At 69.3% G+C, this 24,861-nt stretch carries 22 protein-coding genes; 8 read left to right on the top strand and 14 right to left on the bottom strand.

Annotated elements, in window-relative coordinates; all coding sequences use genetic code 11:
* Positions 1-10: 10 nt before the first annotated feature.
* The 3 genes from FLL47_RS35670 (at position 11) to FLL47_RS35660 (ending at position 3,010) form a co-directional block, all read left to right on the top strand.
* Positions 11-1,009, top strand: coding sequence for an ABC transporter substrate-binding protein (locus FLL47_RS35670; RefSeq protein ID WP_144127070.1), 999 nt, complete (start codon positions 11-13; stop codon positions 1,007-1,009).
* Between the two features lie 4 nt (positions 1,010-1,013).
* Positions 1,014-1,802 (top strand): ABC transporter ATP-binding protein, encoded by a 789-nt coding sequence (locus FLL47_RS35665; RefSeq protein ID WP_144127069.1) that lies wholly within the window; start codon positions 1,014-1,016, stop codon positions 1,800-1,802.
* A 95-nt stretch (positions 1,803-1,897) separates the two neighbouring features.
* On the top strand, positions 1,898-3,010 hold the full coding sequence (locus FLL47_RS35660) for an SLC5/6 family protein (RefSeq protein ID WP_144127068.1): 1,113 nt from the start codon (positions 1,898-1,900) through the stop codon (positions 3,008-3,010).
* A 161-nt stretch (positions 3,011-3,171) separates the two neighbouring features.
* Here FLL47_RS35660 and FLL47_RS35655 read toward each other — a convergent pair whose 3' ends face one another.
* The 8 genes from FLL47_RS35655 to kduI form a co-directional block, all read right to left on the bottom strand.
* Positions 3,172-7,422, bottom strand: a complete 4,251-nt coding sequence (locus FLL47_RS35655) for a LamG-like jellyroll fold domain-containing protein (protein ID WP_222106355.1) — start codon at positions 7,420-7,422, stop codon at positions 3,172-3,174.
* Positions 7,423-7,935: 513 nt separating this feature from the next.
* Complete coding sequence (locus FLL47_RS35650) at positions 7,936-9,432, bottom strand: aldehyde dehydrogenase family protein (protein WP_144127066.1); 1,497 nt, start codon at positions 9,430-9,432, stop codon at positions 7,936-7,938.
* 49 nt (positions 9,433-9,481) lie between these two features.
* Positions 9,482-10,477, bottom strand: a complete 996-nt coding sequence (locus FLL47_RS35645) for an ABC transporter permease (RefSeq protein ID WP_144127065.1) — start codon at positions 10,475-10,477, stop codon at positions 9,482-9,484.
* A complete protein-coding gene (locus FLL47_RS35640) occupies positions 10,474-12,027 on the bottom strand; it encodes a sugar ABC transporter ATP-binding protein (RefSeq protein WP_144127064.1) in 1,554 nt (517 codons plus the stop codon). Before FLL47_RS35640 ends, FLL47_RS35645 begins: the two co-directional genes overlap by 4 nt.
* On the bottom strand, positions 12,024-12,920 hold the full coding sequence (locus FLL47_RS35635) for an ABC transporter permease (RefSeq protein WP_222106354.1): 897 nt from the start codon (positions 12,918-12,920) through the stop codon (positions 12,024-12,026). The genes FLL47_RS35640 and FLL47_RS35635 overlap by 4 nt, the downstream gene beginning before the upstream one ends.
* A gap of 98 nt (positions 12,921-13,018) precedes the next feature.
* Complete coding sequence (locus FLL47_RS35630) at positions 13,019-14,104, bottom strand: sugar ABC transporter substrate-binding protein (RefSeq protein WP_144127062.1); 1,086 nt, start codon at positions 14,102-14,104, stop codon at positions 13,019-13,021.
* A gap of 136 nt (positions 14,105-14,240) precedes the next feature.
* Positions 14,241-15,020 carry a 2-dehydro-3-deoxy-D-gluconate 5-dehydrogenase KduD gene (kduD, locus tag FLL47_RS35625; RefSeq protein ID WP_144127061.1) on the bottom strand — a complete coding sequence of 260 codons (780 nt, stop codon included), beginning with the start codon at positions 15,018-15,020 and terminating at the stop codon, positions 14,241-14,243.
* Positions 15,017-15,832, bottom strand: coding sequence for a 5-dehydro-4-deoxy-D-glucuronate isomerase (kduI, locus tag FLL47_RS35620; protein ID WP_144127060.1), 816 nt, complete (start codon positions 15,830-15,832; stop codon positions 15,017-15,019). The genes kduD and kduI overlap by 4 nt, the downstream gene beginning before the upstream one ends.
* Before the next feature lie 165 nt (positions 15,833-15,997).
* Here kduI and FLL47_RS35615 point away from each other — a divergent pair, with 165 nt between their 5' ends.
* Positions 15,998-16,789, top strand: a complete 792-nt coding sequence (locus tag FLL47_RS35615) for an IclR family transcriptional regulator (RefSeq protein ID WP_222106353.1) — start codon at positions 15,998-16,000, stop codon at positions 16,787-16,789.
* 353 nt (positions 16,790-17,142) lie between these two features.
* Here FLL47_RS35615 and FLL47_RS35610 read toward each other — a convergent pair whose 3' ends face one another.
* A complete protein-coding gene (locus FLL47_RS35610) occupies positions 17,143-17,367 on the bottom strand; it encodes a tautomerase family protein (RefSeq protein WP_144127058.1) in 225 nt (74 codons plus the stop codon).
* A gap of 214 nt (positions 17,368-17,581) precedes the next feature.
* Between FLL47_RS35610 and FLL47_RS35605 the strand changes: the two genes are divergently transcribed.
* The 4 genes from FLL47_RS35605 to FLL47_RS45260 all read left to right on the top strand — a co-directional run bounded on the left by FLL47_RS35605 (position 17,582) and on the right by FLL47_RS45260 (position 21,209).
* Positions 17,582-18,352: a YcnI family copper-binding membrane protein gene (locus tag FLL47_RS35605; protein WP_144127057.1), complete on the top strand. Its 771-nt coding sequence runs from the start codon at positions 17,582-17,584 to the stop codon at positions 18,350-18,352.
* A complete protein-coding gene (locus tag FLL47_RS35600) occupies positions 18,349-20,025 on the top strand; it encodes a copper resistance CopC/CopD family protein (RefSeq protein ID WP_144127056.1) in 1,677 nt (558 codons plus the stop codon). The genes FLL47_RS35605 and FLL47_RS35600 overlap by 4 nt, the downstream gene beginning before the upstream one ends.
* A 189-nt stretch (positions 20,026-20,214) precedes the next feature.
* Positions 20,215-20,607, top strand: a complete 393-nt coding sequence (locus FLL47_RS35595) for a hypothetical protein (protein ID WP_144127055.1) — start codon at positions 20,215-20,217, stop codon at positions 20,605-20,607.
* Entirely contained in the window at positions 20,559-21,209 is a 651-nt protein-coding gene (locus tag FLL47_RS45260; RefSeq protein ID WP_144127054.1) for a zinc ribbon domain-containing protein, read from the top strand. The genes FLL47_RS35595 and FLL47_RS45260 overlap by 49 nt, the downstream gene beginning before the upstream one ends.
* Before the next feature lie 110 nt (positions 21,210-21,319).
* Here the strand turns inward: FLL47_RS45260 and FLL47_RS35585 are convergent, their stop codons facing one another.
* From FLL47_RS35585 to FLL47_RS35565, 5 genes are all read right to left on the bottom strand, one after another.
* Complete coding sequence (locus tag FLL47_RS35585) at positions 21,320-21,925, bottom strand: hypothetical protein (protein ID WP_144127053.1); 606 nt, start codon at positions 21,923-21,925, stop codon at positions 21,320-21,322.
* Positions 21,922-23,169, bottom strand: coding sequence for an MAB_1171c family putative transporter (locus tag FLL47_RS35580; RefSeq protein WP_144127052.1), 1,248 nt, complete (start codon positions 23,167-23,169; stop codon positions 21,922-21,924). The genes FLL47_RS35585 and FLL47_RS35580 overlap by 4 nt, the downstream gene beginning before the upstream one ends.
* Positions 23,099-23,668, bottom strand: a complete 570-nt coding sequence (locus FLL47_RS35575; RefSeq protein WP_144127051.1) for a M78 family metallopeptidase domain-containing protein — start codon at positions 23,666-23,668, stop codon at positions 23,099-23,101. The genes FLL47_RS35580 and FLL47_RS35575 overlap by 71 nt, the downstream gene beginning before the upstream one ends.
* A gap of 16 nt (positions 23,669-23,684) precedes the next feature.
* Positions 23,685-24,062, bottom strand: a complete 378-nt coding sequence (locus tag FLL47_RS35570) for a helix-turn-helix domain-containing protein (RefSeq protein ID WP_144127050.1) — start codon at positions 24,060-24,062, stop codon at positions 23,685-23,687.
* 587 nt (positions 24,063-24,649) lie between these two features.
* Positions 24,650-24,838, bottom strand: coding sequence for a hypothetical protein (locus FLL47_RS35565; RefSeq protein ID WP_144127049.1), 189 nt, complete (start codon positions 24,836-24,838; stop codon positions 24,650-24,652).
* Positions 24,839-24,861 lie beyond the last annotated feature (23 nt).

The following is a 24,861-nucleotide window of genomic DNA, read 5'->3' as shown; positions in this document are numbered from 1 at the left end:
GACCAACCTAATGAGAAGACTTCCCGTGCTGGCGGCCGCGTTCGCGCTGCTGCTGGGCGCCGCCGCCTGCGCTCCGGGCACCAACGACCAGCCCGCCGCGCCCGGCGAGAACAAGAAGGTCACGCTGACCCTCAACTGGGTTCCGTACGGCGAGCATGCGCCGTTCTACTACGGCCTCGACAAGGGTTTCTACCAGGCCGAGGGCATCGACCTGGTGATCAAGGCAGGCGGCGGCTCCGGCAAGACCATCCAGGCCGTGGCCCAGCAGCAGACCGACTTCGGCTGGGCGGACACTCCCCCGCTGCTCAAGGCCATCACCACCGGGATGAAGGTGAAAAGCGTCGGGGTGTTCCTGCAGAAGGGGCCGTCGTCGGTCGAGTTCCTGGCCGACAAGAACATCACCAAGATCAGCGACCTCAAGGGCAAAACCGTCGGCGGCACGCCGGGAGACGCGATGTATGCGACCTTCCCCGCGCTGCTCAAGGCCAACGGCGTCGACCCCGCCGAGGTGAAGGTCGTCAACGTCGACGCGGCTGGGAAGATCGCCGCGCTGGCCGAAGGCAAGGTCGACGCGATCCAGGGCTTCTTCCACGACCAGGCCCCGACCATCGAGGCCAAGACCGGCAAGAAGGTCAACCATCTGCTGTTCGCCGATTTCGGGCTCAACCTGCTCGGCACCGGCCTGGTCGTGCACGACGACACACTGGCCAAGGATCCGGAGCTGGTGAAGGCCGTCGTCCGGGCCACCCAGAAGTCCTGGTCCGAGGCAGCCAAGGACATCCCGGGCGCGGCTGCCGCGATGGAGAAGCTCGCCGAGAACGAGCCGGCCAAGGACGTGCTGATCAAGCAGCTCACGCTGTGCCTGCCGCTGGTCGACACGGCGTCGCCGGGCGTCAACGCCGAGGCCAAGTGGACCGAGACCATCAACCTGATGACCAAGCACGCCGAGTTGAAGGACGCGGGCGCGCCGAGCAAGTACTGGTCCGGCACGTTCGCGACGAAGGGCTGAGCCGGTGACCGTCCCGTCAACGCCCGCGCCGGCGGTGGACATCACCGGCCTGACCGTGCGCTTCCAGTCCAAGCGCACCCAGACCGTCGCGGTGGACGACGTCACGATGCGGGTCGCCCCCGGCGAGTTCGTGACCATCGTCGGCCCGTCCGGCTGCGGCAAGTCCACCCTGCTCAAGATCGTCGCAGGGTTGGTGGCGCCGACCTCCGGCACGGTCTCGTTGATGGGACGTCCGGTCACCGGCGCCCAGAAGGAGATCGGGTACGTGTTCCAGCGCGCCGCCCTGCTGGACTGGCGGGGCGCGCGCAAGAACATCCTGCTGCAGGCCGAGATCCGGGGCATGGACCGGCGGCAGGCAGCCCGGCGCGCCGACGAACTGATCGACCTCACCGGGCTCACCGGCTTCGAGGACGCGCTGCCGCACGAGCTGTCCGGCGGCATGCAGCAGCGGGTCGCACTGTGCCGCGCGCTGCTGCACCAGCCGTCAGTGCTGCTGATGGACGAGCCGTTCGGCGCACTGGACGCGCTGACCCGCGAACAGCTCAACGCCGAACTCAACCGGATCTGGCGGGAAACCGGCACCACCATCCTGCTCGTCACGCACTCCATCGCCGAAGCGGTCTTCCTCGGCACCAGGGTCGAGGTGATGAGCCCCCGGCCCGGCCGGATCATGCGGACCATCGACGTCGACCTGCCGGCCGAGCGCGACTACGCCAAGGTCATGTCCGACCAGCGCTTCGACCGGTACGCCACCGAAATCCGCGGCCTGCTCGGGGCCGGAGCAAACCACTGAACCGGGCACCGGCGCCGGCCCGCCGATGGAGCGCGGCAGCAGGCGCCTGGCTCGGGCTGGGGGCCGCGCCCGCCGCGCTGATCCTGGGCGCCGGAATGGCCCGCCGGCACGACGGCGCCGTCCCACTGCTCGCGCTGCTCGGCGGCGCGGCCCTGATGGCGGCGCTGCTGTTCGGGCAGGGCGCACTGGGGCTGCGCCAGCCGTACGGGGAGAACGCCGCCCTCACCGAGCTAGCCCCTCGCTACCTGCCCGACCTGGCCGGCGTCCTGCTCGGCGCAGTGCTCGCCGCCGCGATGATCGGCTGGAACGGCTTCAACGTCGGCCTTGGCGGCGCATCGCTGGCCAAGGTCACCGGACTGCCCGGACCGGCCGGCGCGCTGCTGCTGGCCGGCGCCGTGCTGGCCGCGTCGTTCATGCCAGGCCGATGGAACAACCGGATCACGGTACTGACCACGGTCGCGGCGCTGGCACTGGTTGCGGTGTGCATCCTGCTGCTGCGCCCGGACGCCGCGCCGGTGACCGCCGACCCGGGCGGCTGGGCCACCCTCGCCGACATAGCCGCGATCGTCGGCTACGTCGCGGTGTTCGCCCTGCGCGCCCCGGACTTCAGCCGTGGCCTGGCCACCCGGCGGGACCTGGCGATCTGCGTGGCGCTGCTGGTCGGGCCGGCCATCGGAGTCGCCGCGGCCGGCGCCGGGGTCTGGCTGCGCACCGGCAGCGCCGACGTGGTCGCGGTGCTGGCCAACGCGCCAGGCATCGCGGTCTACGGCAACATCTTCGTCACCGTCGGGGTGTTCGCGCCCGCGCTGACCACCACCTTCTCCGGCGTGCTCGCGCTGCGGGCGGTCTGGCCCCGGCTGTCGGCCACCGCCGGGATGGCGATCGTGGCGATCCTCGGCGGCACGCTGGCCGCGGCGCGCTTCGACCGGGCGCTACTGACCTGGCTGACCGTGCTGGCCGCCACCCTGCCACCGCTGATCATCCCGATGGCGGTCGAGGGCTGGCGGCGGCGACAGGGCCGGCCGGCACGGCTGGTGCCGGTGTGGACCTGGCTGCCCGCCGGACTGGCCGCGACCGCGCTGACCGTCGCCGGCTCGCCGACCGGGCCGGTGGCCGGCCTCGCGATCGCGGTGGTCGCCACCGGCTGGCAGGTCCACCGGCAGCGGCGGTCCGTCCGATCGGCGCCGCCGGCCCGATCAGCTCAGTGAGCTGCCACCCGGCGTGCCCGCGGTAGACCTGTCCTGCGCGTGCTCGCCCGGACCACGCCCCGGCGGCCTGCCGGATGCGGTGATGTGTCACCTCATCCGGCAGGCCGCCAGGCGTCGGACGGACTCCGAGCCGACGGGGTGCCTTTACCCCAGCGGCGCGCTCACCGGCGACCCGCATGCAGCTGCGTTACCTGCTCGGCGCTGAGCTCGTAACCGTACAACCGGAGGTCGTCGATCAACCCGTCGAACCTCGAATCCCCCCAGCTCGTCCCACCGACAAAGTTGGCCGTGGTGTTGCCGCCCACGCCCACGTCACCGATGCCGATGGTGAAATCGGTACGGGTGGCCTGCAGGACGCCGTTGAAGTAGATCTTCCCCGTCGATCCGCTCATCGTGAACACCACGTGCGTCCACTCGTTGAGCGGCAGGTCTCTGCCCGCACCGAGCAGGAGCCGTTCCTGTGTGGCCACCCCCGGTGCCTTGAACGTGGCCCCGAACCCGGTGGTCGAACCGTTCGTGGCCGACTGGATCAGGAAGAACGTGTCCGTGCTGCTGCCGATCTGCAACAGCGGCACCCAGCTCGGAAGCGTGTCCGGGCGCGCCCAGAAGGACACGGTGAACTGTTCGTCCAGGCCGGCCTCGATGTTGTCCGGCAGCCGGACCTGGTTGTTCGTGCTCGCGGCACCGCCCGGCAGCGACACCGCGCTACCGTACCGGCCGGCTGCGCTCCAGCCGGTCGTACCCAGGAAGGAGGCTGCGCCGATCGACGACTTCGCTCCCGTGTTCGCGGCGGTGGTGCCCGTGTTCTCGTCGAAGGTGTACCGGACGGCGACGCCTTCGTTGTACATCGCGGCGACGTCCGCGGCGGTCAGCGTGGACGTGTACACGCGCACGTCGTCCATCAGACCGTCGAATGCCGCGTCCCCGTAGCCGTTGCGACCGAGCCAGTTGTTGGCCGTCGGACCGACCTCGGTCATGCCGATGGTCAGGTCGGTACGGGTCGCGATCACCACGCCGTTGAGGTACAGCGTGCCGATCGAGCCTTGGCGGGTGAAGGCCACATGGCTCCACTGGTTGGCGGCCACGTCCTGAGCCGGAGTGGCGTAGATCCGCTCCTCCGGGCCGGTCTTCGCTTTGAAGGTGACGGCGAGGCCGGTGCTTCCACTTGCCTGGGTCTGCATCTGGATCTGGAAGTAGCTCCCGGCGGAGCCGAGTCCGTCACCGATGTGGAACAGGCCGGTCCAGTTGGACTTGGTGTCGGGGCGGACCCAGAAGCCGGTGGAGAAGTTCGACGCGCCCTGCAGCAGGTTGTCCGGCAGGTCCACCGCGTTCGCGGTGCTGCCACCGGGCAGGTTGACGGCCTTGCCGAGGACACCGTTGGTGGACCAGCCGGTGGTCCCGGTCAGGACGGCTGCCCCTACCCCGCTGGCGGGGCCGGTGTTGGCGGCGGTGGTGCCCTGGCCTTCCTCGAACTCGTAGCGGACGGGGATGCCGGTGGCCGGCGGTGGGGCGTTGTCGCCGACGATCACCAGGTCGTCGATCATCAGGCTGGCGCCGGTGCCCGGAGCCGTCAGGCTGAGCGTCTGGGAGGCAGTCGCGGCCGTGAAGGTGCCGGAGTAGGTGCCGTAGGCGGCTGTCGACGGCAGCGCTGTCGTGGCGGTGAGCGTGGTGCTCAGGCTGCCGATCGACAGTGTGGCCGTCGCCGCGGCGGTCCCGGTCGACCGGGCGTCGCGTGCGTAGCGCAGCGATATCCGGTACGTGCTTCCGGGAGTGAGATCGTTGACGGTGCGTCTGATGCTGCCCGAGGTGCCCAGGGCCAGCTGATAGCCGGTGAGGCCCAGGCCGCCCTGACCGGTGGCGGTGCCGCGCACCAGCTGGACCGGGCTCACGACCGACCAGGGCACCATCCGGCTGTTGCCGGCGGCGACGTCGACGGTCGCGGGAGGGTTGTTGGTGCGCCATTCGGCGGGCAGGCGCGGGTACTCGAACTGGTCGACGACCCGCGGGTTGAGCTGCGTCATGATCACCGAGGGGTCGATCTTCACGATCTTCGCGACCGACGGGGTGCCGGCGGCGTCGAAGACGAACAGCATGTACGCACCGGGCGGTGCGTAGTTGCCGTTGAGCGGCGACGTGATGTTCACCGTGCCACCGGACTGGCTGAACGCCAGGTTCTGGAAGTTCTGGTCGTTGTTGAACCCGTGCGTCACGGAACCGTTGCGGACCAGCGCGACGCGCGAGACCGTGCCGGTCGCGGTGATCTGGAAGGTGCCGTTGTAGCCGATCTTCGCGGGCGCGGCGGAGATCACGGGGCGCGGGGCGGGGTTGTTGCCGTCGAACAGGTACGACGGGGAGTAGTACTCCACGTCGGTGTAGTTGCGCGGACCGGGCGCGCCGCCGCCGCCGATCATGACCCGGCCGTCGGGCAGGAGCAGGGCGGTGGAGTGGTAGAGCCGGGCGCGCTCGTGCGGCAGGACGACCTCGGTCCAGGTGCCGGTGTCCGGGTTCCAGATCTCGGGGTTGGTGACGTATCCGCCGTTGCCGTTGTTCTCCCGGGCGCCGCCGGTGACCAGCACCCTGCCGTCGGGCAGCAGCGTCGAGGTCGCCCAGTGGCGCTGGTACTTCATCGGCTGGGTCGCCGTGATGACCGGGTTGGCGGTGCCGCCGGTGATGTCGACGATGAAGCCGGCCCGGGCGCCGTCGGGGCCGCCGCCGTTGCCCCACCAGCCGCCGCCGACCTGGAGGATCTTGCCGGGCCGGTACATCGTGGCGGTGGACGTGGCGCCGACCGGGTTGCCGTTGGCGCCCTGGTTGGAGACGCCGGTGGGCAGGGTGCCACGCAGCGTCATCTGGCCGGTGCCGCCGTTGCCGTAGGGGTTGAGCTCGAACATCTGCGTACCGCTGATGTTGAACAGCGTCCCGGTGGTCGGGGACACGAACGCGCGGGGGTACCACCAGCGGTTCTCGTCCGCGCCGGCGTGGTCGGCTCCGCCGTCACCGTACGCGGCCGGGCTCCTGGCGCCGTCGAGCTTCTTCCAGCCCGAGCCCTGCTCCGGGGTGTAGATCTCCGGGGTGAGGACACCGGGCCCGCCGGGCCCGCCGCGGAGGCTTCCACCCTGCACGACGACGTCGCCGTTGGGCATGGTGGTGCCGGTCGGGTACCACCGGGGGAAGTTCATGGGCGCCTCGTTCTGCAGCCCGTTGTTCGTGGTGTAGCTGGTGACGCCGATCGCTCCGTCATTCGGCGCGTTTCCTCCCAGTCCGTCGTCCCCGCCGACCGTCATGGTGGAGTGGTCGTGCGGGAACTGCACCTGCATGGCGCAGAACAGGTCGGTGTACGTGGTGTTCGGCAGGATCCCGTTGCGCAGGTTCGCCAGGTTGCGTGGCTGGTCGGGGTTCCAGACGTCGACCTCCATCTGGCCGCCCTGGGTGACCGAGTCGTTGCCGGTCCAGTCGTACGGCGTGGTGTCGTTGCCCCAGCCGCCGACGCTGCCGAACGACTGCACCCGGCCGTCGGAGGTCAGTGCCATGTTGATCGGGACCAGCGGCCACGGGGTGACGCCGCTCCATGCGCCGGCCTGGTCCTTCGTCGGCGGTGAGCAGTCCGCGGGCAGCAGTTTGGCGGCGTAGGCGAGGCCGTTCTTCATCTGGGCGCGCATGTACGACTCGGCGTACGCGGTGCCCTCGTGTCCCATGGAGGTGTACCAGGACCGGCCGGAGTCGATCTGCTGGCACCAGGTGAGCGGGTGCATGGAGCCCTGACGGCCCATGCCGTACGAGGACTCGTCGGCCTGGATCAGGGTGCGCACCCAGGGCGCCGGGTTGACGACCCAGTCGTACCACTCGTCGCTGCGGGTGATGCTCGCCGTCACGCCCTGCGTCAGCGGGTGGCTGGTGTTCGTCACGAACACGCGGCCCGGCCGCACACCGGGGTTCTCCGGGTGCCCTTCGGAAGCGGCGCCGATGAGGCGGGCGTAGAACGGGTTGACGTCGTGCTCGCTCTCACCGGCCGACCAGCCGGTGTAGTGCATGCCCATGAAGCCGCCGCCGCCGCGGATGTAGGCCTCCAGCGCGCTGCGCTGTGGCGCGTTGAACAGGACACCACCGGTCTGTGCGAAGACCACCGTGTCGCGGTTGGCGAGGTTCGCGGTGTTGAACACCGCCGGGTCCTCGGTCTCCTGGATCTCCACCGGCTGGCCGTACTGCGTGCCGAGCTGGGTGACCAGGTCACGCACAGCCTGCCGCGCCTGCACGTGAGAGGCGTGGAAATTGGACTTGTAGAACAACAGCACGTTGAGCCGGCCGTCATCGGCGGGCGCCGCGGCGTGCGCCGCGATGGGGGCCAACAGCCCGGCGACCAGCGACAACGCTGCGAACGTTGCGGCGGCCCGACCGGACAGCCCCCCGAACATTCGATCGAGCTGAGCAAAGAGGTGAGAGCGGGCAGACCTGCGGGGCACTTTCATAAGAGATCCCTTGAGGTTCGGCGGGCGTGGCGGCGAGGACGGACACCACCACGGAAGCCTGAAGGTAAGACACACGTGAATACGCTGTCAAGAATCGAATACGCATATATGAATCTAGAGGCGCTTGAGTTCTCATATGCGAACTGCAACTCGATACTCGATCATCCGTCGTTCGCACCTCGACCGACGCCTGCCACAGTGGCGCCGCAGGAATCAGGCGCACTCTCCGACGCCGTTCAGGCGAGCGCCGACACGTCAGGTAGGCCCGCCGGAAGCATTCCGGGGGCCTACCTCGTCAGACCAGTCACATTGCTCGCCTCGACGGTGAGCCGACCGCCGACCGACGTCGCTTCACCGGCCAGCCGCCACCGGCATCAGATCGACCCCGCGCCCCGTGGGCGCGGGCCGTCCACCGGAGCACTGTTCACCCGCACCCGTCCCCACGAGCACCGGCGATGCTCATCGCAGCTCCGCGATAACGGTCTTGAGCTGGGTGTAGTCGTCCAGGCCGAACGACCCGAGCTCGCGCCCCCAGCCCGACTGCTTGAAGCCGCCGCGCGGCAGTGTGACGTCGTCGGCGTGCCACGTGTTGAGCCACACCGTGCCGGCCCGCAGGCGGGCACCGACGCGGTGCGCGGTGCCGATGTTCTGCGACCAGACACCCGCGGCAAGCCCGTACACCGTGTTGTTCGCCGCCGCGACGACCTCTTCCTCGGTGTCGAAGGGCACCGCCGTCACGACCGGGCCGAAGATCTCGTCGGTCTGCACGGCCATCCGCTCGTTCACGGACGTGATGAGCGTCGGCGACACGAAGAAGCCGCGGTCACCGACCGCATCGGCGCTTCCCGCGCGCAGCACGGCGCCTTCGGCCACCGCGCCACGGATGTAGCCCAGCACCTTCTCGTGCTGCTCCCGGGAGACCAGCGGACCCATCTGCGAGGCCGCATCGAAGCCGTCGCCCACCCTGATCGCGCGCGCGGCCGCGGCCACACCCTCGACGACCTGGTCGAAGACGCCGCGCTGGACGTACAGGCGCGAGCCGTTGACGCAGCACTGCCCCTCGTTGAAGTAACCGCCCAGCACCGCGCCGGCGATGGCGGCGTCGATGTCGGCGTCGTTGAAGATGATGTTGGGAGCCTTGCCGCCGAGCTCCAGGGAGACCTTCTTGAGGTTGCCCGACGCCGCAGCGGCGATCTTCTTGCCGACCTCGGTGCTGCCGGTGAAGGCGACCTTGTCCACGCCGTGGTGGTCGACCAGCGCGGCCCCGGTGTCGCCGAAGCCGGGCAGGATGTTCACGACGCCGGCGGGCACGCCGGCCTCGAGCAGGAGCTCACCGAGGCGCAGCGCCGTCAGCGGAGTCTGCTCGGCCGGCTTGAGGATGACGGTGTTGCCCGCGGTGATGGCCGGGACGATCTTGAAGCAGGCCATCAGCAGGGGGAAGTTCCACGGCACGATGCCCGCGACGACGCCGATCGCCTCGCGGCGGGTGTAGGCGTGGAATTCCCGGCCCGGCACGGACATCGGGATGGACGTGCCTTCCATCTTGGTCGCCCAGCCCGCGAAGTAGCGGAAGAGCTCGGCGGAGACCACGACGTCACCGTCGCGGGCCGCTTCGACGCGCTTGCCGTTGTCGAGGGCCTCCAGCTGGGCGAACTCGTCGGCGTGGGCGTCGATGAGGTCGCCGATGCGCCACAGCAGGTGGGAGCGGTCACGCGGGGTCATCTTCGACCACGGGGAGGGGGACTCGAACGCCGTGCGAGCCGCCGTGACCGCGCGGTCCACGTCGACGGCGGACGCGTGCGCGACCTGGACCAGCACCTCCTCGGTCGACGGGTTGACGGTGGCGAACGTCCTGCCGTCCTTGGCGTCCACCCATTCGCCGCCGATGAGCAGCTGCTTGGGCGAGGACAGGAACGATCGGACGGCGGGCAGGAGCGTGGAGTTCTCGTGGGACATGGTGGCCTTCCATATGTGCGGTTAGCTAGGTCATGAGGATTCGGCTCGGCTATTTGATGATCGACACCTTTGACCAGTCGAGGGTGAGTGCGACGGCGACGACGATGATCACGCCGTACAGGATCTGCTCGTAGGCGGACGGCACGCCGACGATCGGCAGGCCGACCCGCAGCAGCGTCACGACGAGTGCGCCGGCGAGGCTGCGCCACAGGCTGCCGTGACCGCCGGTGATGGCGGTGCCGCCGACGACGATCGCCGCGACCGCCGGCAGCAGCAGGTTGTCGGCCATGGTGGGGCCGCCGCTGAACTGGCGTGAGACCAGCATGACCGCGGCGAACCCGGCGCAGGCGCCGGAGACGCAGAACGCACCGATCTTGACCAGGTCGACGGGCGTGCCGGCGAGCCGCGCGGCCGACTCGGAGTAGCCGGTGGCCGAGATCCAGCTGTGCAGCGGGGTGGCCTTGACGACGGCGGCGATCAGGGCGACGACGAGCAGCGCCATCGCGGCCGACATCGGCACGTAGCCGCCGACATAGAGTTCGAGCCACTTGACCGGCGAGTCGTCCACCACCCGCACGGTGCCGGCGCCGGACACGACGAGGGCGACCGCGGACAGGATGCTCATCCCGCCCAGGGTGACGATGAACGACGGTATCCGTAACAGCACGTGCGCCAGGCCCTGGACCGCGCCGATCGCCGCCGCGACGGCGATGACGACCGGCGTGGCCATGCCGCCGAGATTCGGCAGCCAGAGGGCCAGCAGGACTGTCGAAAGCGAGGCCAACGCCGCGATGGAAAGATCGATGCCGCCGCAGAGCACGATGAGCGTCGCCCCCGCGGCGAGCACGATGAGCGGCGCCGCGGTCCGCGCCACCGCGGTCAGGCTCCGCGGGGTCAGGAAGTCCGGGTCGGCGACCGTCAGGGCGGCCACGAGCGCCACCAGGGCGATGAGCGGCATGAACCCGGTGAGTCGCTTGGCTGGGCGGGGGCCATTTCTGCCGGTCGCGGGTTCGGCGACCGGCTGCATGGCGACGGGAGTGCTCATACCATCTCTTTCACGAGGTCCAGAGGGCTCGGCTTGCCGCCGTTCGGGCAGGCGACCTCGGTCACGACCCGTCCGTCGTTCATGACCAGGATGCGGTCGGCCATGCCGATGGCCTCCTCGAGGCTGTCGGCCAGCAGCACGGTGGCGACCCCGTTCGCGGCGAGCTCCCGCATCAGCCGGTACACCTCCGAGCGGGCGCCGATGTCCAGGCCGCGGGTCGGGTGGTCCAGTAGGAGCAGCCGGATGTCGCCGCCGATCAGCCACCGGGCCAGGACGACCTTCTGCTGGTTGCCGCCGGACAGCCGCTGGATGGGGGTGTCGCGGCTGGGCGTGCGGATGGACAGCCGGTCGATCCAGCGGTCCACCAGGCCGGCCTGTTTCTTCGGCGCCACGAAGGGGCCCGCGCAGCGGGCCTTCTGCTTGGTCAGGGTCATGTTCTCGGCCACCGACATCGGGCCGACCATGCCTTCGGTCTTGCGTTCGGCCGGCACGTAGCCGATGCCGGCCGCGCACGCGGCACGGGTGTTGGGCAGGCTGATCTTCTTGCCGTCCATCCGGATCTCGCCGGCGGTCGTCGGCTCGATGCCGAACAGGGCGCGGCAGACGTCCTCTCGACCGGATCCGTGCACGCCGACGATCGCCACGATCTCCCCTGCCGCGACGTCGAGGTCGATGTCGCGGAACGAGCTGCCCGACAGGCCGCGTATGGACAGCCGGGGCTGCTCGGCCTCGACGGGCCCGGCGGCGTTCTCATGGTAGTGATCGTCGGACCCGGTGGAGCCGATCATCATCCGGTGCAGCTCGCGTGGGACGGCGCCGGCCGTGGCGACCTCGCCGACGGACTGGCCGCTGCGCAGCACGGTCACCCGGTCGCACACGTCCAGCACCTCGTCGAGGCGGTGGGAGACGAAGACGACCGAGGCGAACTCGCGCAGCCGGCGGATCTGCGCGAACAGGGTCTCGATCTCCTTGGACTCCAGGACCGAGGTCGGCTCGTCGAGGATGATGACCGGCGGGTGCTGGCTGCGCTGCTCGATGCGCAGCACCTTGGCGATCTCGACCATCTGCCGGTCGGCGAAGGAGAGCGTGTCGGTGCGGGCGAGGGGGTCGATCTTCGAGCCGATCTTGTCGAGCTGCTCCTGGGCCAGGCGGCGCATGACGTCCCAGCGGTAGACGCCGCGGCGGACCGCGGCGCCTTCGCTGCCGAGCAGGATGTTCTCCGCCGCGGTCAGGTTGGGCACCAGGGACTGTTCCTGGAACACCATGCCGATGCCGTGGTTGGCGGCGTCGACGACGCTGCGCAGTTTGACGGCCTCGCCGCGGACGTAGATCTCGCCGGCGTCGGGGGTGACCAGGCCGACCAGCGCTTTGAGCAGCGTGGACTTGCCCGCGCCGTTCTCGCCGGCCAGACCCAGCACCTCGTGCTGGCGGACCACCAGGTCGACGCCGTCGAGGGCCTTCACGCCCGGGTAGTGCTTGACGAGGCCGCGGACCTCCAACGCCGGTACCGGCGCGGACGTGGTGGGCTCCCGTTCGGCTGGGACGCTCACTTGACCACCTGGTTTCTTCGACGCTGGGGGATGACCGCGGCGGCGACCGCGGCCACGACGATGAGGCCCTCGACCCCACCCTGCCAGTAGGGGCTCACCCCGACCTGCACGAGACCGTTCGTGAGCACCATGACGAGCACGACGCCCACGGCGGAGTGCAGGATGCCGCCACGGCCGCCGGTGAGCAGGGTGCCGCCGACGACGGCGGCGGTGATGGCCGAGAAGTCGTATCCGTTGCCGGCTTGGACGAGGCCGGCGCCGAGCTGGCTGGTCACCATGACCCCGCCGAGGCCGTAGAACGCGCCGGCGAGGGTGAAGACCGCGACCTTGTACGGCTTCACTTTGACGCCGGACAGCGTGAGCACCTCCTCGGCGCCGCCGATCGCGAAGGCGTACCGGCCGAGCCGGGTGTAGCGCTGGACGAGCCAGCCCAGCAGGATGCACGCGGCGGCGATCCAGGTCAGGTACGACAAGCCCAGGAAGCGCTCGATCGCCCAGCTCTTGAGCATGGCGTCGGAGATGTTGGGCTGGACGCCGGCGAACATGAGGGTCGCGACGCCGAGCCCGATGGCCGACACCCCCAGCGTGGCCATGAACGAGGGCACCTTCAGCAGGACCAGAGCGAGGCCGCTCAGGCAGCCGAACGCACAGCCCAGCACGACCGCGGCCGCGATCCCGACAAGCCCGAAGTCGTTGTCGTTGCGGTTGTTGGCGACCAGCAGCGACACGGTCAGCGCGGAAGCGCCCATCACGCCCGCGGCCGACAGGTCGATGGACCCCATCATCAGCACGAACGTGATGCCGCAGGTGACCACGGCGAGCACCGCGGCGGCGTCGACGATGTTCTGGACGTTGTCGATGCTGCGGAACTGCGGGCTCAGGACCGCGAACACCGAGAAGATGACGACCAGCGCGACCGGTGGGCCGGCGTCTCGAAACGCCGTGCCCCGCCGAGAGTTCCGGCGGGGCACGGCGGCCCCGGATTCAACCGTCACTTCAGGGGCCCGGCCACACGCTTGAAGACGTTGGCGCAGTCGAAGTCCGACGGGTTGGTCTTCGGCTGGGCGAAGTCGGCGGCGTTGTCCTTGGTGATGAGGAACTGCTCGGCGAAGAACGCCCGGTTGTCCGCGGCGATGTCCTTGACCTCCAGCTTGCCGGTGGCCACGCAGAAGCCGATCGCCAGGCCGATCCCGCCCTGCCACGTGCCGTCGCTGGAGACGGTGGCGGTCATGGCTCCGCTCTGCACCGCCGTGACGGCGTCGGGCACGGCGTCGATGCCGACGACCGCCACCTTGCCCGCACGACCTGCCTGCTGGAGTGCTTCCAGAGCGCCGAGCGCCATGTCGTCGTTGGCGGCCCAGATGCCCTTGACCTTGTCGCCGTGCTTGGTCAGCAGCGTCTTGGTGACGGTGAGCGCCTCGGCGCGCGAGAAGTTGGCGGTCTGCTGGTCGAGCAGCTGGACGCCGGAATTCTCCTTGAGCGACGCCTGGAGTCCGGCGAACCGGTCCTTGGCGGCCGCGGTGTCCAGGACGCCCTGCAGCGCGATGATGCCGCCCGAGCCGCCGATCGACTTGGCGAGCGCGTCACCGATCTGCTTGCCGGACTCGACGCCGTTGTAGGTGATGTGGCTGATCCACGTCTTGTAGTCGGCCGGGTTCAGGTCGGCCGGCTTGTTCCACTGCGTGACGAGGAAGGCACCGGCCTTGTCGGCGCCCTTGACGATCGGCGCGGTGTCCGAGTCGCCGTTGGGAAGCACGTTCATGACCAGGCACTTGGTGTCGCCGGCGAGAATCTGGCTGATCTGCTCCTGCTGCTTGGTGGAGTCACCGCCGTAGGTGAGGCGCTGCTGGGTGAGACCGACCGACTTGGCGAAGGCGTCGCCGCCGGCCAGCCACGAGGCCTCGTACGGGTTGGACTCGTTGCGGACCTGGCCCACCAGTTTGACGTCAGCCGGCTTGCAGGCGCCCGCGGCGGCGGGGTCGCCGTCTCCGGCTGCCTGCTCGCTGCAGCCGGCCAGGGCGGCGGCCGCCAGCGATAGGGAGATTAACGCCGCGGTGGGACGAAACGCGATCCTCATGGTTGTTCCTCGATCTCTTCAGTGCCGGAGGATCCGGCGGGAGGGGTGGCACAAACAGAGAGCGATATCTGCCGCCGGGGCGCTGATGGCGACAGCGTCGTTGTATGGTGCGGGTTCGGTGCGCTGGAGGCCAGGGTCAGCGGGCCATCCAGCCTCCGTCGACGACCAGGACGTGGCCGTTGACGTAGTCGGCGGCGGCGGAACTCAGGAAGACAGCCGCTCCGGCGATGTCGGAGGCGTCTCCCCAGCGACCGGCCGGGATGCGTTCGAGGATGGACCGGGAGCGGTCCGGGTCCGCACGCAGCGCGGTCGTGTTGTCGGTGTTCATGTAGCCGGGTGCGATGGCGTTGACCTGCACCCCGCGCGGTCCCCACTCGTTGGCCAGGGCCTTGGTGACGCCGGCGACGCCGTGCTTGCTGGCGGCGTAGGACGCCACGCGGAGTCCGCCCTGGAAGGAGAGCAGGCTGGCGACGTTGACGATCTTGCCGTGCCCGCGTTCGGTCATCGGGCGCCCGAACTGCTGGCAGAGCAGGAACAGGCCGTTCAGATTGACGTCCACCACGCGGTTCCACGACTGCCGGCTCACGTCCACCGAGTCCGCGCGGTCGATGATGCCGGCGTTGTTGACCAGGATGTCGACCTGGCGGTTGCCGTTCACCTGCGCGGCGACCCGCTCGACGGCGTCGTGGTCGCTGACGTCGAGGTCGACGAGCTCCACGTCCCGGCCGAGGCCGGCCAGCTGGTCCCGGGTGGCCGACTGGCTGCCCGGCCTGCCCAGCAGGACCAGGTCGGCACCGGCCTGGGCGAGCCCGCGGGCGATGGCCTGCCCCAGGCCGCGGCCGGCGCCGGTCACGACGGCGCAGCGGCCGGTCAGGTCGAACGGCGAGCGGAGTTCGGCGGCAGGCTGAGCGGTCACAGATCCTCCAGCGCCACGGGCTGCAGATCGGTGTAGTCGTTGTTCTCGCCGGCCATGGCCCAGATGAAGGCGTACGAGCCGGTGCCGACGCCCGAGTGGATCGACCACGGCGGCGAGATGACGGCCTCGCGGTCGCGCACGACGAGGTGGCGGGCGGCGCCGGGCTGGCCCATCAGGTGGAAGATCCGGTCCTTGTCGTCGAGGTCGACGTACATGTAGACCTCGGTACGCCGGTCGTGCAGATGCGGCGGGAACGTGTTCCAGACGGAGCCGTCGGCGATGACGGTCACGCCGAACTGGAGCACCGAGGTCTGCAGCTCCTGACCCCAGGCGTAGCGGTAGAGGCTGCGCTGGCTCGCGCCCTGCGGCGTGCCCAGCTTGACCGGCTCGATCGCCGCGTGGCTCAGCAGGGCGGTCGGGTAGGCCGCGTGTGCCGGGGCGGAGACGAAGTAGAACGCGGCGTCGGCACCGGCGAACACGACCTCGTTGCCGCGGCCGACGAACAGTCCGTCGAGGTGACGGAGTTCGAACTTCTCGTCGTTGACGAGCACGTGGCCGGACTGGCCGACGTTGACGATGCCGAGCTCGCGGCGGGCCAGGTGCGACGCCGTGCCGAGCACGTCCCAGGCCGGCAGTTCGAGCTGGCCGGCACCGGGCACCGCTCCGCCGACGACCAGCCGGTCATCGTGGGTGTACACCCCGTGCACCTCGCCGGTGCGGAACAGGCTGTCGACGAGAAAGTTCTTTCGCAGGTCCGCATTGGTTGCCGTCTCCACGCTGGACGGCGATGCGGAGTGCCTTACCTCGATCAAAACTTCTCCTCGGTTGTGAACCTGGTTCCGCTATGTGAACTGAGCGCGACGATACCTATGCCTTCGATCACGAGTCAAGGGGCCGAAGTCGGTCCCTCTATGTGAACTGTGGTTTAGTGTTAGGCGCCAAGTGCCTGTACCACGATGGATCATGAGGAGGCCGCGGTGGACGCGGACAAAACGGTCAACAGCAGCTCCGCTACCTCGGGGGTCAAATCTGCTGCTCGCGTCCTCGACGTCCTGGACGACATCGCCGCTCATGGCCCCGGCACCCAGCTGCAGCTGGCCACCCGCCTCGGCATCCCGAAGAGCAGCCTGCACGCGCTCCTGCGCACCATGTGTGCTCGCGGATGGCTGGACACCGACCAGACCGGCACCGTCTACCGGCTCGGAGTTCATACGCTGACGGTCAGCTCCGCCTACATCGATGGCGACCCCGTGCTGTCGCGTGCCAGCGCCGTGATGGACGAGATCGCGGCGGCTACCGAGGAGACGGTGCACCTGGGCCGCCTGGAAGGCACCGAGGTCATCTACACCGCCAAGCGCGAGTCCAAGCATCCGTTGCGCATGTACTCAGCCGTCGGCCGCCGCCTTCCCGCTTACAGCACGGCCCTGGGACGGGCGATGCTCGCAGAGATGCCCGAAGACGTCCGCGGGACATTCGTTCCCCACCAGATCAAAGCCATCACCTCCCAGACGATCACGAACCGGGACGTCTTGCTGGCGACCATCGACAAGGCCGCCCAGCTCGGCTACGCGGAGGAGACCGAGGAATCCTGCCTGGGCGTGCGCTGCTTCGGGGTCGCGCTGCCCTTCTCCTCCCAATCGGTCGACGCGCTGAGCATCGCAGTCCCCATCAGCCGCCTCAAAAAGGGCCGGGAAGACTTCATCATCGAGACCCTGCTGAGCGTGAAGGCTCGCCTGTCGGCGATGCGTGACAACAGGCCGGTGCGCTGAACCACTGCGCATACTGCGCAGGTCGCATTCTTTGAAGCCGGCCGTTGTCGCACACCTCGCGAAGCCGGGGGCCGCAGCCTGGACCTGGACGCACTCGCCGGTCGCCTGTCACGGCCGCCCAGACCGTGACGAAGCAGTGGTCCACTGGGCCGGCGCAGGGGCCATGACCTGACGGCTCGCCTGCCACGCCACCGTCTGACCCGTACAACGACGATGGGACCGACCATGCCCCCGGCCAGCCCCACGTCAGCATCCGCATAGAACCCTACCGACAGGCACGGAGATCTCCGTGCCTGTACCGCCTGCCGCGCTGAGCAAGGCTCAGCCGGCCGGCCCACCGTCCAAACAGGGCCTCAGTGCTTGTCGAACGCGGCCAGCACACCGGCACGGCTGGCGTCCTCGCTGGCCAGCACACCCCCGTTGGCCACGACATCGGCGGTGATCTCGCTGAACACCATGCGGACGTCCTGCTCACGGGCCCCAAGGATCTCGACGGCATTGTCGGTCACGGCCCGGGCAAAGGCCCTGCGCTGCTCCAAGGACCGGCCCGCGAGCAGTTCAACGGTGATGTTAGGCATGACGCCCCTCCCAGATACCGGCTGTCCACCATATGGACTTGAGTTCGCTAACGTGAACGCACGCTACCGTTCAGCCCAGCGGCTCCGCAATGCGCCCAGTTCACATACTTGACATTGGTTCCGCTGGTTGGTCGAATCACTGCGACCCGCACGACCAACCCGCACATCGATCAACACCGGGCGAGCCGACTCGCCCTGAGCGCGAGGATGCGACATGCGGCGCAACGACATCGGATCCGTCCGGGCCCAGGCCGACCAGCACGACCGCCGTTCGACTCGGACGCGGGCACGGCGCGGCATGCAGATCAGCGCCGCCACGCTGATCGTCAGCCTGTTCGGTCTCGCGTCCCCGGCGAGTGCGCACGTCACCGTCACCCCCTCCACCACCGCGGCCGGCGCCCACGCAGTCCTCCAGTTCAGCGTCGGGCACGGCTGCAGGAACTCGCCCACCACCAAGATCACTATTCAGATCCCGGCGCAGATCACCTCAGTGACCCCCACCCGGACAGCACTGTGGAAGATCGCGAAGCAGACGCAAACGGTCGACCCGCCCGTGACGGACTCCCACGGCACCCAGATCGTGCAACGGGTAGCCTCGGTCACGTTCAGCACGGACACCCCACTGCCGGACGGCTACCGCGAGGTCTTCGAACTCACGGTCCAGCTACCCGAAGCCGCGGGAACCGAGCTCGTCTTCCCGACCATCCAGACCTGCGAGCAAGGCGAGTCCGCCTGGATCGAGGTTGCCCAGGACGGGCGGAACGTCGAAGAACTCGAGCTGCCCGCCCCGAGATTCACCACCTCCGAGCCCGACGAGGGCACGCTCCACCACATGACCACCAGCAACGCGCACCCCATGCACTCCGCCGCCACCGAGCCCCTGTCGGGAACGGACCGCGCATTGACCCTCGCCGCGCTGGCGGCCGGCGTCCTCGGCTCGGTCCTCGGCGGTGCGGCGCTCGTACGACAGCGCCGTCGGGCATGAGCGACCCACGATCGCGGCGCATCCGGACAACGGCACTGCTGGTCCTGGTCTTCGTATCCGCGCTGCTGCTCGGCTTCCCCCAGCCGGCGAACGCGCACGCGCACCTGGTCAGCACCAACCCGGCCGAGGGTGCGGTCCTGCAGACCGCACCCGACCGGATCCTGTTCACGTTCGATGAACCAGTACGCGCCATCCCGGGCGGCGTCCAGGTCTACGGCCCGCAGGGTGAGCCGGTCGAAGCGAATCCGACCGTCACGGGCACCGAACTCCGAGTCGTGCCGTCTGCCCGCCTGGGCGACGGCACTACCGTGATCACCTGGCGGGTCGTCTCCGATGACGGGCATCCCATCAGCGGGTCCCTCACCTTCTCCGTCGGCGCGCCCACCCCTGTCACCGCCCCCTCTTCGAGTGACTCCAGCAGCATCCCGCAGGTTCCCTGGACACTGACCCTGGCCCGCGTCGTGGGCTATGTCGGCCTGCTGCTCGCAGCCGGGCTTGTCGCGTTCGCCGCCATGTTCCTGCCCACCGACCCCGGTGCCGACCACCCACGACGACGTACGGCCGCCTTCGCGCGTGCCGCTGCGGCCGTCGCAGCCGCGGCGTGGCTTGCCGCGTTGCCGATCACCGCGGCCTATCTGCTCGGCGGCGGGCCGGCGCTGCTCAAACAGGGCGCAACGTGGTCCTCTCTGCCGCTGACCGAGTACGCCGTCGCCGCGGCCGTCGTCGCCGGACTGGCACTGGCCCTGGCCCTGCTCAGTCCCGGGTCCGCATCGCGACAGCGACGCGTCGCAGCGGCAGGGACCGCCGCGCTCACGGTCATGGCCCCCGCACTGGTAGGGCACACCCGTGCAGCGAGCCCCGAAAGCCTCGTCATCGGCGCGGACGCGCTGCACCTGCTCGCGGGCAGCATATGGCTCGGCGGACTCGCCGGCTTGGCACTGACGCTGCCAGCCCTGTCCAGCCGCGGAGCCGCCGCGGCCGAGACGCTCGCCCGGTTCTCCACCGCCGCCGCCGGCGTGCTCGCGGCCCTGGTCGCCACCGGAACGCTGCTCGCATGGCGGCTCATCGGTTCCTGGTCAGCTCTCGTCGACACCGGCTACGGCAGGCTGGTAACAGCCAAGATCGCCATCGTGCTGGCAGCTCTCGCGATCGCGGCGTGGAACAGGTGGTCGCTGCTCCCCTCGCTCAAGCGGGCAGCGAACAAGACCAGCCGACAAACGCACGCCCGACCGGTGGTGCGGGCCACCGCGATCGAGGGCGCCGTCCTTGCTGTCGCCCTGCTCGTCACCGGATTCCTCGTCGACACGAGTCCCGAGGGCGGCTCCCGGCCCGCGAGCGTGACGGCCGAGGCCAATCCCGACACGCATGAGACAACGCTGGGCGACATCAAGGTGCGGGCCTCCCTCACACCACTCACCCGCGGTTCCAACACCATCACCCTTCGGCTGAGTTCCACGGCCGGCGAACCCACCGAGGGTGTCGCACCGCCCGTGGTGCGTCTGTCCACCGACGGGGCGACGCTCGGCGCCGTCCCGCTGACACACGTGTCAGCAGGCTTCTACACGGCGCAGGTCCTGCTCCCGGTATCGGGGACGTGGCGGATGCAGGTGTCACTACGAGTCAGCGAATTCGCCAACCCCGTGGATGAGCTGGAGTTCACCGTCAGAGGGTGACTTCGCTGCAGGTTCCCATCAGCCACCGTCTCCCCCGCACCGGACGCACAGGCCGGACATCTGCCATCAGGCCCCTACCGAAGACTCCTGTTCGTGCAGAGTCGTCTCGCGCACCGTGGGCTGTGGCGGACTGGTCAAGATATGGCAAGTTGAGCGAATGATCGACAGCGTCGGGCATTAGAGGCCGTGGTGCGGCACGCGATCGAGCTTGAGGGCCACTATTACGACATCGCGCCGACGCTCGCTGCGCTGTCGGCCTGCGGTGACAGCGCCCTGGTTCCCCGTCTGCACGAGGAACTCGACCGGTTCCTGCACGAAGAGAACTTCTACGGCCGCGACCTCATCGCCAGCATCCTGGCCGGCATCGACGGCGTAGCGGCACTGCCGACGCTGCTGCGCGCATCGAGCCGCGATTTCGGCGACGACCAGGACGGTCTGAGCGCAGAGATCGTCGACCTGCTGAAAACGGACCGGGAAACCGCCCGGCTTACGGTGCTCGATCTCTGCTGTCCGGGCAGGTCCGCGGCCAGGTCATGGACGCGATCACGCATCTGGCCGCCAAGACCGGCATCGCGGTGGTGACCGTGCCCGCCCGCGGCACCAGCAGATACTGCCCACGCTGCGGCCACGGACACACCGAACTCAAGCACCTGCCCGCCCCCGACCGGCCCAACGAGCGGGGCTGGAAGTGGTCGACCTGCCCGCGCTGCGACCTGTCCGCAGACCGCGACCACGCCGCAGCCATGCGCATCACCGCCCGCGGACTATTCGCCCGAACCAGCGTCCGCACCGACCGCAAAACCGGCCGACACACCACCACCACGGTCGTCGAAGGCAACGTCGCGACCGTGCGACGCCCGACCCTACCCCCGACCAGACAACCTGCCCCCGCTCGTGGTCCGAAGAACGGCCCGACCCCGAAGCGACCAACACCTTTCAAGCTTTCCCACCGTGTGCCCGACCGGCGCACGGCCCCCGCCCCACCCCTCGGTGGCCAGCGTCCGGCGGGGCAGGAACCCAAGAACCACCACCCCCGGGCGGCGGCGTCAGGTCCTGCATACGAAATCCTGAAACCCCCACACCACCGGACCGGCTTCCACCACGTCCGCGCCACCCCCGTCATCTCCCACCACAGAGACTTCGGACCCGGCACGACACGGCCACGCCCCACCCGGAACGTCTGAACTACACAGACAAACTCAGGAAATCAGAGACGCTTTGACCGACCTGTGGGAGCAACATTGGCCGCAGTGCCCACCGATGGCGCATTTGCTGCGCTCACGCCAACCGGAGGTCAGTTCAGCATGGTCCAGGCGAGCAGGGCCGAGCCGGCTCCGGCCAGGACTCCGGCACCGAGCTGCGCGAGATCGTGCGCGCCCACACGCAGGCGCGCCCAGCAGACCACTACCACCATCAACCAGGCGACGACACCGGGGCTGCCGAGGGCTGCGGTCAGCACCACGGCGGCCGCGGAGACCGTCGCGGCGTGCGCCGACAGCTTCCAGCCCAGGTTGACCAGTGTGGTGACGGCGAGTGCGGCACCGAGGGCCGCGACGGTGGCGCGTACCGGGGCGGGTGCGTCCAGGAGCGTCAGCAGACCGAGACCGGCGGCGACCGAGATGACCGACAGACCGAGCGGTGCTGCGCGCTCCTCACGCCGGTCCATGTGGTGGTTGCTCAGGCGGCCCCGCCGGACGCTGCCGAGGATGATCAGAAGCGGTATCACAGCGGTGAATACGCAGGCCAGCAGCCCCCATAGCGCGCCGCGCCAGCCTGCCGCGACGGCGCCGACCGCCGGCGGCAGCACCATGGCGAAGACGCCCGGCTGCAGGACCTCCGAGACGAGCGCGGCTGCGCGGTCGGAGCCGGTGGCCCGGGGTGGTGCGGAGGTGTCGGTCATGCGGGGCGTCCCTGCTGTTCGAAGTCGTCGACGGCCCCGACGGTGTCGGGTCCGCGGTCATGGCGCATCTGGTCGATGACCTGCCCAGCGACGGTGCCGGAGAACTCCGTGGCCACCCGCAGCAGCCATGCCACCTCGGACGGCATGTCCGCGCCCCCGGGCTGCACGGCGCCCGTCCCGGTCGTCGGGTGGCCGTTGACCTTGGCGTACAGCGCCGCCTTCACGACGGCGGCTTCCACCGCGGCGGCGCGGCGTCGCCCAGACAGCCCGACGGCGTCGGCGTGGTGCTCGGCGGCGCTCTGCGCCTGCGCGTCCATCCATGGGCGCAGCGACAGGTAGACGTCGCGGATCTCGGTGGTCCGCCGGTAGAGCGCCTGGTGTTCGCGGGCGAAGATGCAGCCGATGTTGTAGGCGAAGCGTTTGGCCGGGGTCTCCAGCAGGATCTCCGGGTGCGCGCCGGTGAGGGCGGCCCAGAAGGGCCGTAGGCGGCAGCACTGGTAGGCGCGGTAGGACTTCATCCAGGTGATGCCGAGGATGGGGATGACCACGCTGAGGATCAGCGACACGATCGACAGGCCCAGCCCGGTCAGGTAGACGGGAACGAGCTGCCCGGGCAGCCGCGGCGCGCCGAGATCGTCGGCCACCGCCGTGACCAGCCCGGCGCCGTTGTAGACCATCCCGGTCCAGCCGAACGCGACAAAACACCAGAGCCCGAGCTTGATGTGGGTCAGGTGTGCCCGCCTGGCGTATCTCGGCACCAGCAGGATGATCTGCGCTGCGGTCCAGGCGAGGTAGCCGAAGTAGATCGCCAGGTAGATGCTGATGCCCAGCCTGGTGGTGTTGTCGGCCTGCCAGTTTCCGGTGTTCTGCGCCGTCGGTGTGGTCGCGAACGCGGTGGCCATGCCGGCGACGGCGAGCGCCAGGACGGCGCCCCGGCGCAGCGCCGCCCGGCCGGCCTGCGGGGCCGGCATCACCCAGTACAGGATCATGATCTGGATCGCGGCGCAGGCGGCGAGGGTGGTCGAGTTGGAAAGCAGGCGGGCCGTGTTCTCCACGCCGAACAGGCGGTCGATCGCCTCGTACCCGAAGCCGGGGGTGAGCATGAGCATGGCCGCCGCCCCGAGCGCCACGATCATCATCCGGGAGACGCGTGCCCCGGAGCGTCGGCTCGGGTTACGCCACAGGTCCACTCCGGCGATCGCGACGCCAAGCAGAAGTGCGGCCGAGAAGTATCGGGCGAACATGGGGTGTGGCCTCCCAGGAGGGGTCGAAAGTCTCCATCGCCCGAGCGAGGTCGTCGGCGACAGGCTCACCGACTGGTGACGGGCCGAATCGGTTCAGGATCGCGCCGGCCAGCAGTTCGGCCTCATGCTCCTGCTTGCCGCCGTAGGGCAGCGGGAGCGTCGGATTCGCCAGGACGGCCGGGTCGACGCTGGGGTGGTCCAGGAGCATGTGGCCGATCTCGTGCAGCACGAGGTGCAACTGGTGCTGAGGGACGGAGTGCTCCTCGTACACGATGAAGTCCCCGCGGCCGGCCACGTTGAACCAGAAGCTGGTGACGCCTGGGGGCAGTTGCCGGCCGACGAGGTGGATGGGCTGGTGCCGGATCTGCTGGGAGACGTATTCGACGAACAGTTTCAGGTCCCACGGCCGCGGCGGATTCAGGGTCGCGACGATCCGGGCGCAGGTGCGCCGGATCTCGCGCATGTCACCCACCTGATCCACCTTCCTGTCCTCGGTCACTGAAGAAAGGTGGATCTTACCGATCACTGCCGTCTACCGTGTCGGCGAGAATCTCGTCGATCAGCGCCTTGACACCGCGCAGCGCGTCGGCATCGAGGCGAGAGGCGCGGAACGCGATGGACGCCACTTCCTCCGACTGGGCCCGGAAGCCGGCCTTCGACGGGGGGATGAGGTAGGCGGAGTCCTTGCCGAAGAAGTTGGCGATTCCGACCAGCACGTTGACGTGCGGGTCGGGGACGCGGCCGTTGGCGATCTCCGCGATGTGGGTGTGGGAGCACCCGACGGCAGCGGCGACCTCGCGGGTCGTGTACCGGCGACCGTCGGGGCGGCGGTGCGTCTCGAACAGCTGCGACACGCGGTCCGCGATCGTCCGGCCGCCGTGCTGCGAGCTCATAAACGTGTCCTTACCTGATCAGGTCGCTACCTGACTTGTAAGCCGTGGACTACAACATGGAACTTCTGTAATCATTGGTTGACAAGCCCTCGGTCGATCACTCTATGCTGACGGCTCAGGAAGCTCAAGCCACCGGGAACCCCTCGCATGCGGGGCTCCGGTGGAGTTCGGCAGTAACGGGGGGCAAGGTGGCCGGATGTCGTTCTGGTCACCTTGCACGTTCAAGAACTCGCCGCACCGGCGACGACCTGCAGGGACGGGCCACTGAGGCGCGCGTCCTGCCGGCGTGACAGCGGTGCCGGCCTTCTGCGTGCAGATGAATGTGGACGGCTGCCGTCCCAGGGCGTATCGTCTTGGCACGACGAAGGCTGTGCCACTCCCCCCGTGGTGGCACAGCCTTCGCCATCTCCCCTCCGCCGCCGCGCTGTCGCCCGTCGCGCCGCCTCGGATCACGACCGCCTGTAGCCGCTCGCCGCGCAGTGCGGCCCTCGGCTGATCGCCACTCGCGCCCCGGAATCCGGTCGCGACACCGGTGAGCGATCGAAAGCTGGGATGGCCAACGGCACCGCGCCGCCAACGACCTTGAACTAGTCGGAGCCGCGCTGCCTGATCGCGGTCTCCACGCGCATCAACTGCCCAACGATCAGGAGCACACCACCCGTGATGAGGGACTTTTGCTTGTCGAAGAAGAAGCCAATGGCCAACAGGAACATGCCAAGCGCGAAGAAATAGCGGTCCGTCGAGATCTTCGAGAAGTTCGGTGCCGTGTAGTTCACAGCGGCAGGGTACGCAGCGAGCG

The sequence above is a fragment of the Catellatospora sichuanensis genome (assembly GCF_007483665.1).
Taxonomy (GTDB): Bacteria; Actinomycetota; Actinomycetes; order Mycobacteriales; family Micromonosporaceae; genus Catellatospora; species Catellatospora sichuanensis.
Note: the sequence above shows the minus strand (reverse complement) of the source record. Positions and strands in the feature narration are given on the sequence as shown.

What these genes read in the sequence shown, in the direction of transcription:
- FLL47_RS35600 (WP_144127056.1), top strand. Translation starts at nt 18,349, where the DNA reads ATGAGCGACCCACGATCGCGGCGCATCCGGACAACGGCACTGCTGGTC.
- FLL47_RS35585 (WP_144127053.1), bottom strand. Translation starts at nt 21,925, where the DNA reads ATGACCGACACCTCCGCACCACCCCGGGCCACCGGCTCCGACCGCGCA.
- FLL47_RS35630 (WP_144127062.1), bottom strand. Translation starts at nt 14,104, where the DNA reads ATGAGGATCGCGTTTCGTCCCACCGCGGCGTTAATCTCCCTATCGCTG.
- FLL47_RS35650 (WP_144127066.1), bottom strand. Translation starts at nt 9,432, where the DNA reads ATGTCCCACGAGAACTCCACGCTCCTGCCCGCCGTCCGATCGTTCCTG.
- FLL47_RS35610 (WP_144127058.1), bottom strand. Translation starts at nt 17,367, where the DNA reads ATGCCTAACATCACCGTTGAACTGCTCGCGGGCCGGTCCTTGGAGCAG.
- FLL47_RS35605 (WP_144127057.1), top strand. Translation starts at nt 17,582, where the DNA reads ATGCGGCGCAACGACATCGGATCCGTCCGGGCCCAGGCCGACCAGCAC.
- FLL47_RS35660 (WP_144127068.1), top strand. Translation starts at nt 1,898, where the DNA reads ATGGCCCGCCGGCACGACGGCGCCGTCCCACTGCTCGCGCTGCTCGGC.
- FLL47_RS35655 (WP_222106355.1), bottom strand. Translation starts at nt 7,422, where the DNA reads ATGTTCGGGGGGCTGTCCGGTCGGGCCGCCGCAACGTTCGCAGCGTTG.
- FLL47_RS45260 (WP_144127054.1), top strand. Translation starts at nt 20,559, where the DNA reads ATGGACGCGATCACGCATCTGGCCGCCAAGACCGGCATCGCGGTGGTG.
- FLL47_RS35670 (WP_144127070.1), top strand. Translation starts at nt 11, where the DNA reads ATGAGAAGACTTCCCGTGCTGGCGGCCGCGTTCGCGCTGCTGCTGGGC.
- FLL47_RS35570 (WP_144127050.1), bottom strand. Translation starts at nt 24,062, where the DNA reads ATGAGCTCGCAGCACGGCGGCCGGACGATCGCGGACCGCGTGTCGCAG.
- FLL47_RS35645 (WP_144127065.1), bottom strand. Translation starts at nt 10,477, where the DNA reads ATGAGCACTCCCGTCGCCATGCAGCCGGTCGCCGAACCCGCGACCGGC.
- FLL47_RS35580 (WP_144127052.1), bottom strand. Translation starts at nt 23,169, where the DNA reads ATGTTCGCCCGATACTTCTCGGCCGCACTTCTGCTTGGCGTCGCGATC.